The sequence below is a fragment of the Ruegeria sp. B10 genome, assembly GCF_056539825.1.
Map to the genome: position 1 here is coordinate 30,297 of NZ_JBQFVP010000013.1, position 12,349 is coordinate 42,645.

Annotated in this window: 12 protein-coding genes; 4 read left to right on the forward strand and 8 right to left on the reverse strand. The window is 58.8% G+C overall.

The window, feature by feature from the left end:
- Positions 1 to 136: 136 nt before the first annotated feature.
- The 8 genes from ACR0J4_RS17585 to ACR0J4_RS17620 form a co-directional block, all read right to left on the reverse strand.
- Positions 137 to 1,348, reverse strand: a complete 1,212-nt coding sequence (locus tag ACR0J4_RS17585; protein WP_170640181.1) for an ABC transporter permease — start codon at positions 1,346 to 1,348, stop codon at positions 137 to 139.
- Positions 1,349 to 1,353: 5 nt separating this feature from the next.
- Positions 1,354 to 2,628, reverse strand: a complete 1,275-nt coding sequence (locus tag ACR0J4_RS17590) for an ABC transporter permease (protein ID WP_170640179.1) — start codon at positions 2,626 to 2,628, stop codon at positions 1,354 to 1,356.
- 70 nt (positions 2,629 to 2,698) lie between these two features.
- The gene (locus ACR0J4_RS17595; RefSeq protein WP_170380379.1) at positions 2,699 to 3,790 is read right to left on the reverse strand and encodes an extracellular solute-binding protein; all 1,092 of its coding nucleotides are present in this window, start codon (positions 3,788 to 3,790) and stop codon (positions 2,699 to 2,701) included.
- A gap of 102 nt (positions 3,791 to 3,892) precedes the next feature.
- Positions 3,893 to 4,993, reverse strand: a complete 1,101-nt coding sequence (locus ACR0J4_RS17600) for an ABC transporter ATP-binding protein (RefSeq protein ID WP_170556042.1) — start codon at positions 4,991 to 4,993, stop codon at positions 3,893 to 3,895.
- Between the two features lie 136 nt (positions 4,994 to 5,129).
- Positions 5,130 to 5,840, reverse strand: a complete 711-nt coding sequence (locus ACR0J4_RS17605; RefSeq protein ID WP_170640177.1) for an aspartate racemase/maleate isomerase family protein — start codon at positions 5,838 to 5,840, stop codon at positions 5,130 to 5,132.
- Positions 5,837 to 6,982, reverse strand: a complete 1,146-nt coding sequence (locus ACR0J4_RS17610; protein WP_170640175.1) for a M24 family metallopeptidase — start codon at positions 6,980 to 6,982, stop codon at positions 5,837 to 5,839. The genes ACR0J4_RS17605 and ACR0J4_RS17610 overlap by 4 nt, the downstream gene beginning before the upstream one ends.
- The gene (locus tag ACR0J4_RS17615) at positions 6,979 to 8,022 is read right to left on the reverse strand and encodes a pyridoxal-phosphate dependent enzyme (RefSeq protein WP_170640173.1); all 1,044 of its coding nucleotides are present in this window, start codon (positions 8,020 to 8,022) and stop codon (positions 6,979 to 6,981) included. The genes ACR0J4_RS17610 and ACR0J4_RS17615 overlap by 4 nt, the downstream gene beginning before the upstream one ends.
- A gap of 64 nt (positions 8,023 to 8,086) precedes the next feature.
- Positions 8,087 to 8,926 carry a LysR family transcriptional regulator gene (locus ACR0J4_RS17620; protein ID WP_170640171.1) on the reverse strand — a complete coding sequence of 280 codons (840 nt, stop codon included), beginning with the start codon at positions 8,924 to 8,926 and terminating at the stop codon, positions 8,087 to 8,089.
- Between the two features lie 106 nt (positions 8,927 to 9,032).
- Here ACR0J4_RS17620 and ACR0J4_RS17625 point away from each other — a divergent pair, with 106 nt between their 5' ends.
- The 4 genes from ACR0J4_RS17625 to ACR0J4_RS17640 are packed head-to-tail and all read left to right on the forward strand — an operon-like array spanning position 9,033 to position 12,343.
- Positions 9,033 to 9,632 carry an amino acid synthesis family protein gene (locus tag ACR0J4_RS17625; RefSeq protein WP_170640169.1) on the forward strand — a complete coding sequence of 200 codons (600 nt, stop codon included), beginning with the start codon at positions 9,033 to 9,035 and terminating at the stop codon, positions 9,630 to 9,632.
- The gene (locus ACR0J4_RS17630; RefSeq protein WP_170640167.1) at positions 9,604 to 10,392 is read left to right on the forward strand and encodes an alpha/beta fold hydrolase; all 789 of its coding nucleotides are present in this window, start codon (positions 9,604 to 9,606) and stop codon (positions 10,390 to 10,392) included. Before ACR0J4_RS17625 ends, ACR0J4_RS17630 begins: the two co-directional genes overlap by 29 nt.
- The gene (locus tag ACR0J4_RS17635) at positions 10,389 to 11,309 is read left to right on the forward strand and encodes a flavin reductase family protein (RefSeq protein ID WP_170640165.1); all 921 of its coding nucleotides are present in this window, start codon (positions 10,389 to 10,391) and stop codon (positions 11,307 to 11,309) included. The genes ACR0J4_RS17630 and ACR0J4_RS17635 overlap by 4 nt, the downstream gene beginning before the upstream one ends.
- Positions 11,309 to 12,343 (forward strand): LLM class flavin-dependent oxidoreductase, encoded by a 1,035-nt coding sequence (locus ACR0J4_RS17640; protein WP_170640163.1) that lies wholly within the window; start codon positions 11,309 to 11,311, stop codon positions 12,341 to 12,343. The genes ACR0J4_RS17635 and ACR0J4_RS17640 overlap by 1 nt, the downstream gene beginning before the upstream one ends.
- Positions 12,344 to 12,349 lie beyond the last annotated feature (6 nt).

Sequence of the window (12,349 nt, forward strand, 5' to 3'; positions counted from 1 at the left end):
GCGGCAAACCCGGCCACTTGTCCCGGCGTTCAGGACAGGCGGTCTCGGGGTCCGAGAGCCGATCATCCCAGTGCGCCCGCGACGCCATCGCGGCTGGGATGAACAGGTGAATCGTTAGATCAGGCGCGCGCTTGCGTCAAGCGGGGGAAAGCCCCCGCAGACGCTCGGACCGGCGGCGTAGCAATTCGACCGTGGTCAGCAGCGCAATCGAGATCACCACGAGGATCGTGGCCACCGCCAGAATGGTCGGGCTAATCTGTTCGCGCAAACCAGTGAACATCTGCCATGGCAGGGTTTTCTGGCTGGCCGAACCGACAAACAGCACCACGACAACCTCGTCGAACGAGGTGATGAAGGCAAACAAACCGCCCGAGATCACACCCGGCAGGATCAGAGGCATCTGGATCTTGAAGAAGGTCCTCACCGGCCCTGCGCCCATATTCGCCGCCGCTCGCGTCAGCGAGCGGTCAAAGCCGACCAGCGTGGCGGTCACGGTGATGATGACGAACGGGATGCCCAGAACGGCGTGCGCGAGGATGACCTTCACATAGCCAACGAAGTTCTTGTTCATACCCAGCGTGCCTTCCATGAAGCGGCCGATATCGCTGTAGAAGAAAAACATGCCGGTGGCCGAGATGATCAGCGGGACGATCATGGGCGAGATCAGGATACCCATGATGGCACGGCGGCCGGGAACATGGCTCTGGCTCAGGCCGATGGCCGCCAGGGTGCCCAGCGAGACAGAGATCACCGTCGCAATTGGCGCGATGATCAGCGAGTTCTTGAAGCTGCGCTGCCATTCATTGTTGGTGAAGAAGTCGCGGTAATGCTTCAGCGAATACCCCTCGGGGTCCAGTCGCAACATCTCGGGCGTGAAGGTAAAGAAGTCCTGCGCGTTGAACGATAGTGGCAGAACCACAAGGATCGGCGTGATCAGGAAGACGAAGATTGCACCGCAGATCACTCGGAACAGGTAGTGATAGAACACCTGCTTCGCAGTCAGATACGGCAGTAATTTACGGCGATAACGGCCCTCATATAGCCAGTAGATGAACCATGCGAAGAACCAGCCGCCCAGCAGGCCCAGAACGCCGCCCATGGGACCCGAAATCAGAAATCCGGCGATGCCGAAGCCCAAAATGGTGATCCAGCGGGCCAGATTCTCATTCTTCAGAACAGCGATGTAGATCCAGGCCAGTGCCGCGATCAGGGCAGCTCCGCCAATGATGCCCAGAAGGATCGAACCATTACCTGCGCCAACGAAGACACCGGCGAAGGCCCCTGCCAACGCGACGCTTGGCAGGACCATGGACATTGGTTTGCGGGAAATCGGAGTAAGTGCGGCCATGTCGGTTATCCCAGCTTCACGTTATCAATGCCGACGATCTTGTCGTAACACCAGTAGAGCAACAGCACGACGGCCAGCAGGATCGTACCCAGCGCTGCAGCCAGCCCCCAGTTCAGCGAGGACGAGATGTGGTACGCAATCCGGTTCGAGATGAAGACGCCCTTGGTGCCGCCCACGATCTCGGGGGTGATGTAGTAGCCGATGGCCAGAATGAACACGAGGATCGACCCAGCGCCGATGCCCGGAATGGATTGAGGGAAATAGATGCGCCAGAAGGTCGTCCAATTCGTCGCGCCCATGGATTTCGCGGCGCGCGTGTAGGACTCGGGTATTGTTTGCATCACCGAGTACATCGGCAGGATCATAAACGGCAGCAGAATATGCGTCATCGCGATGATCGTACCGATCTGGTTGTTGATGATGACAAGTCGGGCGTCATCGGCCACCAATCCGAGCCAGACTAGCGTTTCGTTGATCACACCCTGTTGTTGCAGCATGACCTTCCACGCCGACGTTCGCACCAGAAGCGAGGTCCAGAAGGGTAACAAAACAAGGATCATCAGTAAGTTGGACACCCGCATCGGTAGGGTCGCCAGCAGGTAACTGACCGGATATGCCAACAGGATACAGGACGCGGTGATAACCAGTGACATGAACAAGGTGCGCCCGAACAGCTTGATCAGAATCTGCTTGTCCTCAGGCTGCGCCTGCGCGCCTTCGGGTGTGCGGCGCATATCGACCGCGTTCAGGAAATAGCCGTTCGTCACAGCGGGCGAGTGCGTCTTGATCACCGCCCAAGTCTGCGGTTCGCCCCAGCCCTCGTGGATTTCGATCACCTGATCCTTGAACGGCCCATCGGTTTCGGGGTCCAGCTTGCCCATTTTCCGACCCGAACGGCGGAACATCGAGGACATGCCTGTCTCTTCGTAGTTCAGGCGCGAGCCCAGCCGGGTATGTGTCTTGTTGTCAACGGCCACAACCATGTCGCGGACAAAGGCATCATAGACGGCCTCATCCGGCAGTTCGCCACTGTTTTCGTCCCAGCTTTGCAGGGCTTCGACCGTTAGGGGCAGAGTTTCCTGCACAATGCTGTTTTCCACCGACCGGAACAGCATCGACGCAATCGGCACGATGAACGAGAACAGCACGAACAATAGCAGAGGGGCCACCAGCATCAGCGCCCGCAGCTTTTGTCGCCTCAACGAACGTGCCAGCGATTGCTTGAGCGGCGTTCCATCCGCTGCCAGCATGGGTCCGGCGTTTTGGCTTGCGTCAGTCATCAGTGCCCCTTGGGTTTTCTTTGGTCCGGGGGCGGCGCACCGCCCCCGACTTTGTCATGAAATCAGACGCTTATTGCGCCAACCACGCCTGGAACTTGGCGTCGATGTCGTCGCGGTAGTCAGCCCAGAACTCGTAGTTATACAGGAACGTGTTCTTGGCGTTGTTCGGATCGGTCGGCATGTGCGGCGCCATGTCGATACCCAGATCGGCATGCTGACCCACCAGCGGAGCCGACGAGGCACGGGCCGGACCGTACGAGATGTACTTGGCCTGATCCGCAAGACGCTGGGTGTCGGTCGCGAACATGATGTAGTCCAGTGCGCGTGCCTGACGCTCTTCGCTCAGACCGGCCGGGATGATCCAACCGTCCAAATCGAACACCTGCGCGTCCCACAGCATAGCAACGGGCTGGTTCTGTTCTTCGATCACGCTGAACAGACGACCATTATAGGTCGAGCCCATGATGACTTCGCCATCAGCCAGAAGCTGCGGAGTATCCGCGCCGGCCGACCACCAGACAACGCTGTCCTTGATGGTGTCGAGCTTGGCCAGAGCCTGATCCTGACCCTCTGCAGTCGCCAGCACATCATAAACGTCGTCCTTGGCAACGCCGTCACAGATCAGAGCCCATTCCATGTTGTTGATCGGACGCTTTTCCAGCGAACGCTTGCCCGGATAGTTTTCCAGATCAAACACGGCGCAGACGTCTGTAGGCGGCGTGTCACCAACCAGGTCGGTGCGATAGCCAAATGTGGTCGAATAAACGATCTGCGGGATAAAGCAGTCGCTGACCAGCAGGTCACCGAAGTCTTCGGATGCGGGCGTGCCATCAGGTGCCGGGGCCAGCATGGTGTCCGGATCGATTTCCATCGCCAGACCTTCATCGCAGAGACGGATCGCGTCCGCCGCAACAACGTCAACCACGTCCCAGGTGATGTTCCCGGCTTCGTTCATCGCGCGCAGCTTGGCGACCGCTTCGGCCGAGCTGTCATCGTTCAGGATGGTGACGCCTGTTTTTTCCGAATAGGGCTCGTGATAGGCCTTGAGCTGCGATTTGGAATAGGCCCCGCCCCACGAGACGATGGTCATCTCTTCGGCGGAAACGCCACCGGCCGCTGTTGCCAGAGCCGCTGCAGTCAGCAGTGTCTTTGTTGGTTTCATGTAAAACTCCCAGTATTTCCCGTTTGTTGTATGGTCAGCCGACGCACGGGTTTTCGCCAGCCGGTCCCTCAGTGTAACCGCGCTTGTGCCGCGCGGCTTGGTCTATGCGTCAAGCGCACGACAATCCTTGGCCAGCCAACCGATATCGATCTCTTGACCGGGTTGCAGGCGAATGGCATCGGGCGCGTTCCGTGTTTTGACGATGAACTCGTCATTGCCCGCCACAGACATGCGGAAGCGGAATACGTCGCCCATATAGATGAATTCCTTGACCGTCGCCTTCAGCGTATGCGCGTCGGCATGCAGACGATCCTTGTTGAATTCGACACGTTCCGGACGGATCGAAACCTTGGTCCGTTCGCCCGGGTTGTGCACATTGATCGGCACCGCATCAATTTCTGATCCGTCATCCAGCTGCACCACACAGCCGTCGCCGTCGATGGATTTGACCACACCTTCCAGCGTGTTGTTCTCGCCGATGAACTGCGCAACGAAGCTATTGTCGGGCTCTTCATAAAGTTGATCCGGCGGGGCCAGCTGCTGAATGCGTCCATCGTCGAACACCGCGACCCTGTCAGACATGGTCAGCGCCTCGGTCTGGTCGTGGGTCACATAGACGGTGGTAATGCCCAGCTCATGCGCCAGTCGGGTGATTTCGAACTGCATATGCTCACGCAGCTGCTTGTCCAGCGCGCCCAGCGGCTCGTCCATCAAAACCAGTTCCGGCTCGAACACCAGGGCCCGTGCCAGAGCGATCCGTTGTTGCTGACCACCGGAAAGCTGCGCCGGACGGCGCCCGCCAAAGGCACCCATCTGCACCATGTCCAAAGCGCGTTTGACCTTTTCGTCGCGCTCGGACTTGCCCAGCTTGCGAACTTCCAGAGGAAACGAAAGGTTTTCGGCCACCGTCATGTGCGGGAACAGAGCGTAATTCTGAAACACCATGCCAATCCCACGTTTGTGCGGCGGGATATTGTTGATGGGCTTTCCATCCAGCAGGATTTCACCATGGGTAGCGGTTTCAAACCCGGCGAGCATCATAAGGCAAGTTGTCTTGCCTGAACCTGACGGCCCGAGCATTGTCAGAAACTCGCCCTTCGGCATTGCAAGGTTGAGATCTTTAACGACGAGATTCTCGCCATCATAAGACTTCTGAACGCGTTGAAATTCGACAAACGCGGCGTCGTTCGTTGTACCGGTCACAAGACCCCCTGTTTCGTCAAATGATTACCCGAGGCTTTCGGATTTCATTGATCTGTGATCCACAGTTAAGACCAAGCGATACGCACTTGGCAACAAGTTATGGTGCTTTTGCCAAAATTGAGTACACACTTACCTGTCAATGCACAGCGTTTAAGCGCCTCATATGCCACGCAAGACATTGATTACTCGACAAAACAGGTTTTCCGATCCGCTCCCGGATTTTCGGTATCGCGGCGAGAGTTCGCAGGTTGGTACAACTCAGGAAAACCGCCTCGACCGCTGAATCTGCTCCCAATTCAGAGGCAGCTTCGACCACGGATTCCGTCGAGATCCGCGCCACCTTGGCCTCTTCAGCCTCCCCGAAACTTGCGAACACATCCATGCTTATGCCATTGGCCTGAAACGCGGTACGCAGAGGTATGTTGACCTCTTCAATGTAAGGCGACAGCAGAGCAAATTTCGAAACGCCGATGTCGGCGGCGCAGGCGGTCGCCGCGCGCAGGGGATTCGTAACTTCGCGAGTGTTACATGTCTGTTTGACCAGCTCTGCGACACGCTCTGACCCGATCACCGAACTGGCCGAGGTACAGCCATAACCCACAACATTGTAGGGTCGCGCGTTGGGAAGCAAACGCGCAGCTGCGGGCAGCGCCTTCTCCATTTCGGCAAGGCTTTCGGTCGTAACCTCAATACCGCTGGGAATGCGCGTGATGTGAAGGGGGTATTTACGGTCCGCGAAATATGCGCCGAACTCAGGCTCAAGCGTCTCATCGACCTGCAAAACGATCAGCCCAAGCGGCGAGGCGTTTGGATCGTCTGCGTCCAGAGTGTAAGGGACATGGGTCATAGCTGCATCATCTCCGGCCCAATCCTCGGGCTGATAAACCGTGGGGTGCCGTCAGTGATTACGATGTTTTCCTCGTGTACCAGGATTTTGTCACCGACAGCGATGCCCGGTTCCAGTGTCAAAACCATGCCCGGTTCCAGAACTGTATTGTCCGTCGGGATCAGAGAGGGCCATTCGGTCAGTGACATTCCCAAACCATGGCCCAGACGACCCGCATCCGTACCCTCTGCATCCGCCGTGAGAACGGTGTTCATAGCATGAAACAAATCCGCTGCGGTTGCGCCCGGCCGGGCGATATCGAACGCAGCATCCGAGGCTTCGATCAACTGGGCATGGGCGTTTGCCACATCAGGCCGAGGCGGGCCGATTGACCAGTTTCTGTCGAAGTCGCAGAAATACCCGTCCCAAACCAATCCGGTGTCCAACATCAACACATCACCAAGCGCCAGCGGCACACCAGAGGCTGGTGAAATCACATCCGCATAACCGCCCTGTTCGGCCCCGCCTGCAAGATAGGGTACCCAATCGGCGCCCTCTTCCAGACACAGCATCTGAAAGCGGCGGAATACCTCATCCAATGGCACCCTCTCCCCGGCGATCTCGGGAACGCGGGCAAAGGCCCGACCGGCAATGCTGCAGGCGGTTTCGATTTTGGCAATCTCGGCCTCGGATTTGACCATACGCAACTGGCGCAGGATGCCGCTGTCGCCTGTCAGCGCTCGTGTTCCAAGCTGGCCGCGCAAGCGTTCAAGGTCTGCCAAAGGCATACGGAGGTGCGTCTCATGCCCATCCGGCACCCCAATTCGCCCCACTGAGGGCGTCACCTCGACCAGCGCGTCGTATAGCAGAGAGACACCGTCATCTTTCAGATCAGGCGCACTCCACGTGCGGATATAATCGATCCATGTCTGCGCCATGAGGGCTGCCCCGATCGACGGGATCACCGCGATCGGCTTGCCGGTCGCGGGCAGGACAAGGAACCAAGGGCGGGTCGGACTTTCCCAGAACCGGGTCAGAAACCCGGTGAAATAGCGTAGATCCGTCTCGGTTGTCAGCAAAAGCGCCGACAGGCCCGCCGCATCCATCAACTTCTGTGCGCGCTTGGTACGCGCTTCAAACTCAGATGGCGCGAACCCCCTCATTCCGCGGTCTCGGAGAGGATGCACAGCACGCGCGAGGCCTCGGTCATTCCCAATTCGGTCCGTGCCTGGTCATTCAGAACGGCTGCGAGCCCAGCGCCGCCCGAGGCTGTTGTCTCCAACCCCGCCGCGGCCATGGCGGGCAATTTCTCGGATACGTCCTCGTCCGAAAGTGTCAGGAACAGGTCGGCGTCGCGTGACAGTCCGTTCAGCGCGATCAGCGAAGGCTCCTTGCAATCCAAACGCCCCATAATGCTATCTGGCCCATCGGCGAACACGCACGACCCGGCCTCGATACTGGCCTGCAGGGCGGGCGCGGCTTCAGGTTCGACCACGACTATTTTCGGCGCGTCACCCCAGGATTTGCGGGCGTAGGCAGCAACAGCCCCGGCCAGACCACCAACACCGGCCTGCAACATGATGTGAGTCGGCACTTCGGGGCATTGGTCCACCGCCTCAGACGCCATTTGCAGATACCCCTCCATCAAGGTCCACGGCAGATCAAAATACCCGTCCCATGAGCTGTCCGAGAGCAAGGTCCACCCGTTTTCGTCAGCCGCGTCGCTTGCGGCTTGCATGCTGGCTGCATAATCGGACCCACTGCGAACCACGTCGGCACCTTGACCCTTCAGCCGTGCGGCAAAACTCTCAGGCACCGTCTCGGCGATATAGACAACCGCCTTCGCGCCAAACATCCGCGCGCCCGCTGCAACGCTCATCCCGTGATTGCCAGCGCTGGCGGTCACGTAGGTCGAGCCCGCCAACGTGTCTGTGCCGGGCGTATCCGTGGCTTCGGCAGCATGGCGCGCAATCACATAAGCCGCACCGAGGGCCTTGAACGAGCCCAGATTCATGCGCGCGCGTTCATCCTTGACCCAGAGCTGCGCAACCGGGGCGAGGCCTGCGGCATCCACCAACGGTGTCTCTTTCGCCGCCGGGCACATCGACAACAGTGCCGCAACGCGGGCCGCATCTGTCGACGGATAAGGGGCCGAGGGCGCAAGTTTGGGACCTCCCCGGTGTGAATTCGCAACGATTTTCATGTGTCTCCCCGCCTTTTTGCCTGACGTGATCCGATCGCCCTTGATCTGTCAACTCTCCTGATCGTTAACCGACCTGATCCAACAGCCAGTCATGAAACAACCCCGCCGCCGGGTTCGAGCTATTCGCGGATATAAAATACCCCTCATTGCTGTCGATTGAGCCGTCATGCGCGCGCTCGACCAAGCCCGAATCAAGTGCGTGTTTCGCCAAAAGCTCGCTCACCAAAGCCACGCCACCCCCGTGCGCCGCCAATTGAAGCGCCATGCCAAAAGTATCCACAAAGACAGTGGGCTGGCTTTGCAACCCCTGACTCTCCAACCACCGGCCCCAGCCGCCAGACGTCCCAACAGCCTCGATCAGAGGCAGATCCGATATGTCCCCCAACAGGGCCGGAGATTTGAAAGGCACAAGCCGGTCCGGCATCAGGCGAACAGCCCCCTGCCCCACCTGTTTCTTCGATCCGAACCGCACCTGCACATTAGCCTGTGAGGCATTGAAATCGTCCGGCCAAATCGCGCTGAGTAGTCGCACTCGGATGTCCGGGTGCTGACGCGCAAACGCGGGCAGATGCGGGGCGATAACCCATTGCGCGATACTGACCGAGGTCGCAACTGTCAGAACGTCTCCGGAAGCGTTGGTGTCGACCTGCCCGGCGGCAACAGCCAGCGCCTCAAGCGCCTTGCCGACCTCGGGCAACAGCTTTCTCCCCGCATCCGTCAACGCCAGACTGCGCGGATGGCGCACGAAAAGGGGCGCGCCCAATCGCAATTCAAGCGATTTCACCTGCTGGCTGACCGCCGATTGCGTCAGGCCGATTTCCTCGGCCGCGGCGGTAAAGCTTAGCGTGCGGGCGGCGGCCTCAAAGGATCGGAACCAGGTCAGGGGCGGAAGTGATTTTGCCATAGGCCAAGCCAGTCATTAGTCTTGTTAATGTCAAAGCACATAATTCTATCATTTGTCAAAAAACAGCCCCGTTTCTAACGTCGGCCCGCGCGACAGGAGAAGTTTTATGCAGCCGGAAATACGCAAAATCATAACCTATGACGAAGAGGTACTGGTCGAGGGGTTTCGCCCCGCAAAGACCCCATGGCGAATGTTTGCAGTGGCCGCTGTCGTCACCAACCCATGGGCTGGCCGATATGTCGAAGACCTGAAGCCCGAGATTCAGGCCTACGGTCCCGTCCTGGGTGAAATGATGACTAAGCGCATGATTGCGCTGGCCGGAAGCGGAGATACGATTGAGGCTTATGGCAAGGCCGCCGTGGTTGGTCTGAATGGCGAGGTCGAGCATGCCTCGGGCCTCATTCACACTCTGCGCTTTGGCAATCACTACCGGCAGGCCGTTGACGCAAAGTCTTATCTGGCCTTTACCAACACCCGAGGGCCCGCGAACGCTCCAATCATGGTGCCGCTGATGGACAAGAACGACGCCGGGCGGCGCTCGCACTATCTGACCATCCAATTTGCGATCCCCGATGCGCCACGAGACGATGAGATCGTTGTGGTGCTTGGTGCGGCAACCTCGGGCCGGCCGCATCACCGTATTGGTGACCGTTATCAGGACCTCAAGGATTTGGGCCATGACGTGGACAACCCGGCCGCGGTCTGAGATCGGCGGGCTCTCAGCAATCCAGAGTGGCGCGGGACCGAATGTCCTGTTGCTGCATGGTGTCGGTTTGCGCGCCGAGGCCTGGGGCGCCCAATTGGACGCGCTGGCATCCGTGGCGCGTCTGACCGCACCGGACATGCCCGGTCATGGCGAAAGCCAACTAGGCAACACGAGCGCAGAGTTGTTGGGATACACCGAAGCTACATTGAACGTTCTGGATCAACTGGGCGGACCAACCGTAGTTGTTGGTCATTCCATGGGCGCAATGATCGCGCTCGATCTTGCGGTCAAGGCACCGCAACATGTCGCCGGCGTCGTTGCACTGAACGCCATTTTTGAACGCAGTGCCGAGGCCACACAGGCCGTCACAACCCGAGCCGCAGCGCTTGACGGTCAAACACCAAGTGATCCGACGGGCACTCTGCAGCGTTGGTTTGGTGATACTGATCCGCCCGAATGCGCTGCCTGCCGGACTTGGCTGACCGCGACAGATCCTGCGGCCTACAAGCAAGCCTATACAGTGTTTGCCAACAGTCCGATCCCGCGCCGGGACGATTTGAAGACGCTCACCTGCCGCGCCTTGTTTATAACGGGCGATCTTGAGCCCAACTCGACCCCGGACATGTCACGCGCCATGGCGGAACTTGTTCCAAGCGGGCGGGCGCAAATCATCAAGGGCGCCGCTCATATGATGCCGATGACCCATGCCGCAGAAGTTAACGCAGCCCTTTCAACCTTTCTGAATGAGGTGCAACAATGACCAGTCTCGATCCTCGCGACCTGCGGCGCGCCTTTGGCAGCTTCATGACCGGCGTCACAGTTGTGACGACGCGCGATGCCTCGGGTACGCCGTTGGGGTTTACTGCCAACTCCTTCTCATCCGTGTCTCTGGACCCGCCGCTTTTGCTGGTTTGTCCGGGCAAGAACCTGTCCTCCTACGATGCCTTCGCGAGCTGCGCGCATTTCGCGGTGAACATTCTGGCTGAGGGGCAAGAGGATGTCTCAAACACCTTCGCCGGGTTCAAGGGCGATCGATTTGCCAAAACCGCGCATCAGCTGGACGCCCATGGCGTTCCTCTTCTGGATGGCGCAGTTGCGACGTTTTCCTGCCGGGCGCATCAGACCATCGAGGCCGGAGATCACTGTATTCTGATCGGAGAGGTTGAGGCGTATTCCCACACCGAAACCAGAGGCCTCGGATACGCCAACGGGCAGTATTTCAGCCTCGGCCTTGAACGCGGCGCATTGGAGGCCACGGGTCGATCCGTTGTCTGCGGTGCGATCATCGAATGCGACGGAAAGGTGCTGCTGGAAAAAACCGAATCCGGATACCGCCCGCCGCAGATCAGCTTGTCGGATCATCAAGCCCTGCGCGAAAGCCTACAGCAAGACTTGGTGACGCGCGGGATCACAGCGCAGTTGGGTGCGGTTTATTCTGTCTATGACGATGCCACAACCCACCATGTCTATACGCTCGCGTCGGCACCGGCTTTGCCGCTCAACAGCACCCTTGAAGCGGTTGCCATCGAAAACCTTGCCAACCTGACATTCGCAACCCCGGCCATCGCCACCATGATGTCCCGCTTTGCGTTCGAAAGCCTGACCCGCGACTTTTCCCTCTATCTCGGCGATGCACAGCGGGGCGAAATACATACTCTCTCGGAAAGGACTGAATGATGGAGTTTTCCCTCTTTGCTCATATGGAGCGGCTCAACCCCGAACAGCCTCATGAGAAACTGTATGAAGAGTTCATTGAGCTCTGCAAAATGGCCGATGATGCCGGTATGCGCGCGGTGTGGACGGGCGAGCATCACGGGATGGATTTCACCATCGCGCCCAATCCATTGATGTCCTTGGTCGATATCGCGCATCACACCAAAAACATCCGCCTTGGTACCGGCACCGTCATCGCGCCCTTCTGGCACCCGATCAAACTGGCCGGTGAAACCGCCGCAGCCGACCTGATGACCGGGGGACGCATCGAGTTGGGTATCGCACGCGGGGCCTATTCCTATGAATATGAGCGATTGATCCCTGGCATGGATGCCTGGGACGCGGGCCAGCGCATGCGGGAAATCGCCCCCCTGTTGCCCAAATTGTGGGAGGGAGATTGCGCCCATGAGGGAGAGTATTTCCAATTCCCCGCCACCACCTCCGCCCCGAAACCCGTACAGGACGGAGGGCCACCGATCTGGATCGCTGCCCGCGACCCGAACAGCCACGAATTCGGCGTCCAGAATGGCTTCAACATTCAGGTCACGCCTCTCTGGCAAGGCAACGCAGAGATTGAGAGCTTGATGGGCCGCTTCAATGATGCCTGTGCCAACTATGACGGGCCGCGCCCCAAGATCATGCTGCTTCACCACACCTATGTCGGGCAGGACGCCGCCGATGTGGATCAGGCCACGCAAGAGCTTTCGCGCTTTTACAATTATTTCGGCGCGTGGTTTCAGAACAAGCGACCCGTACATCAGGGGCTGATCCAAACTCTGACGGATGAGGAAATGGCCGCCAACACCATGATGGCCCCTGAAAACATGGGCCGCGATCTGACAGTTGGCACGGCTGGGCAGGTCACGGATCGCCTGAAGCACTATGAAGACCTTGGTTATGATGAATACTCGTTCTGGATCGACAGCGGCATGAGCTTTGAGCGCAAGCGCGTTTCGCTGTCCCGGTTCATCGACGACGTGATGCCAAAGTTTCAGTGAGGACCC

What these genes read in the sequence shown, in the direction of transcription:
- ACR0J4_RS17585 (WP_170640181.1), bottom strand. Translation starts at nt 1,348, where the DNA reads ATGGCCGCACTTACTCCGATTTCCCGCAAACCAATGTCCATGGTCCTG.
- ACR0J4_RS17590 (WP_170640179.1), bottom strand. Translation starts at nt 2,628, where the DNA reads ATGACTGACGCAAGCCAAAACGCCGGACCCATGCTGGCAGCGGATGGA.
- ACR0J4_RS17595 (WP_170380379.1), bottom strand. Translation starts at nt 3,790, where the DNA reads ATGAAACCAACAAAGACACTGCTGACTGCAGCGGCTCTGGCAACAGCG.
- ACR0J4_RS17605 (WP_170640177.1), bottom strand. Translation starts at nt 5,840, where the DNA reads ATGACCCATGTCCCTTACACTCTGGACGCAGACGATCCAAACGCCTCG.
- ACR0J4_RS17610 (WP_170640175.1), bottom strand. Translation starts at nt 6,982, where the DNA reads ATGAGGGGGTTCGCGCCATCTGAGTTTGAAGCGCGTACCAAGCGCGCA.
- ACR0J4_RS17615 (WP_170640173.1), bottom strand. Translation starts at nt 8,022, where the DNA reads ATGAAAATCGTTGCGAATTCACACCGGGGAGGTCCCAAACTTGCGCCC.
- ACR0J4_RS17620 (WP_170640171.1), bottom strand. Translation starts at nt 8,926, where the DNA reads ATGGCAAAATCACTTCCGCCCCTGACCTGGTTCCGATCCTTTGAGGCC.
- ACR0J4_RS17625 (WP_170640169.1), top strand. Translation starts at nt 9,033, where the DNA reads ATGCAGCCGGAAATACGCAAAATCATAACCTATGACGAAGAGGTACTG.
- ACR0J4_RS17630 (WP_170640167.1), top strand. Translation starts at nt 9,604, where the DNA reads ATGACGTGGACAACCCGGCCGCGGTCTGAGATCGGCGGGCTCTCAGCA.
- ACR0J4_RS17635 (WP_170640165.1), top strand. Translation starts at nt 10,389, where the DNA reads ATGACCAGTCTCGATCCTCGCGACCTGCGGCGCGCCTTTGGCAGCTTC.
- ACR0J4_RS17640 (WP_170640163.1), top strand. Translation starts at nt 11,309, where the DNA reads ATGGAGTTTTCCCTCTTTGCTCATATGGAGCGGCTCAACCCCGAACAG.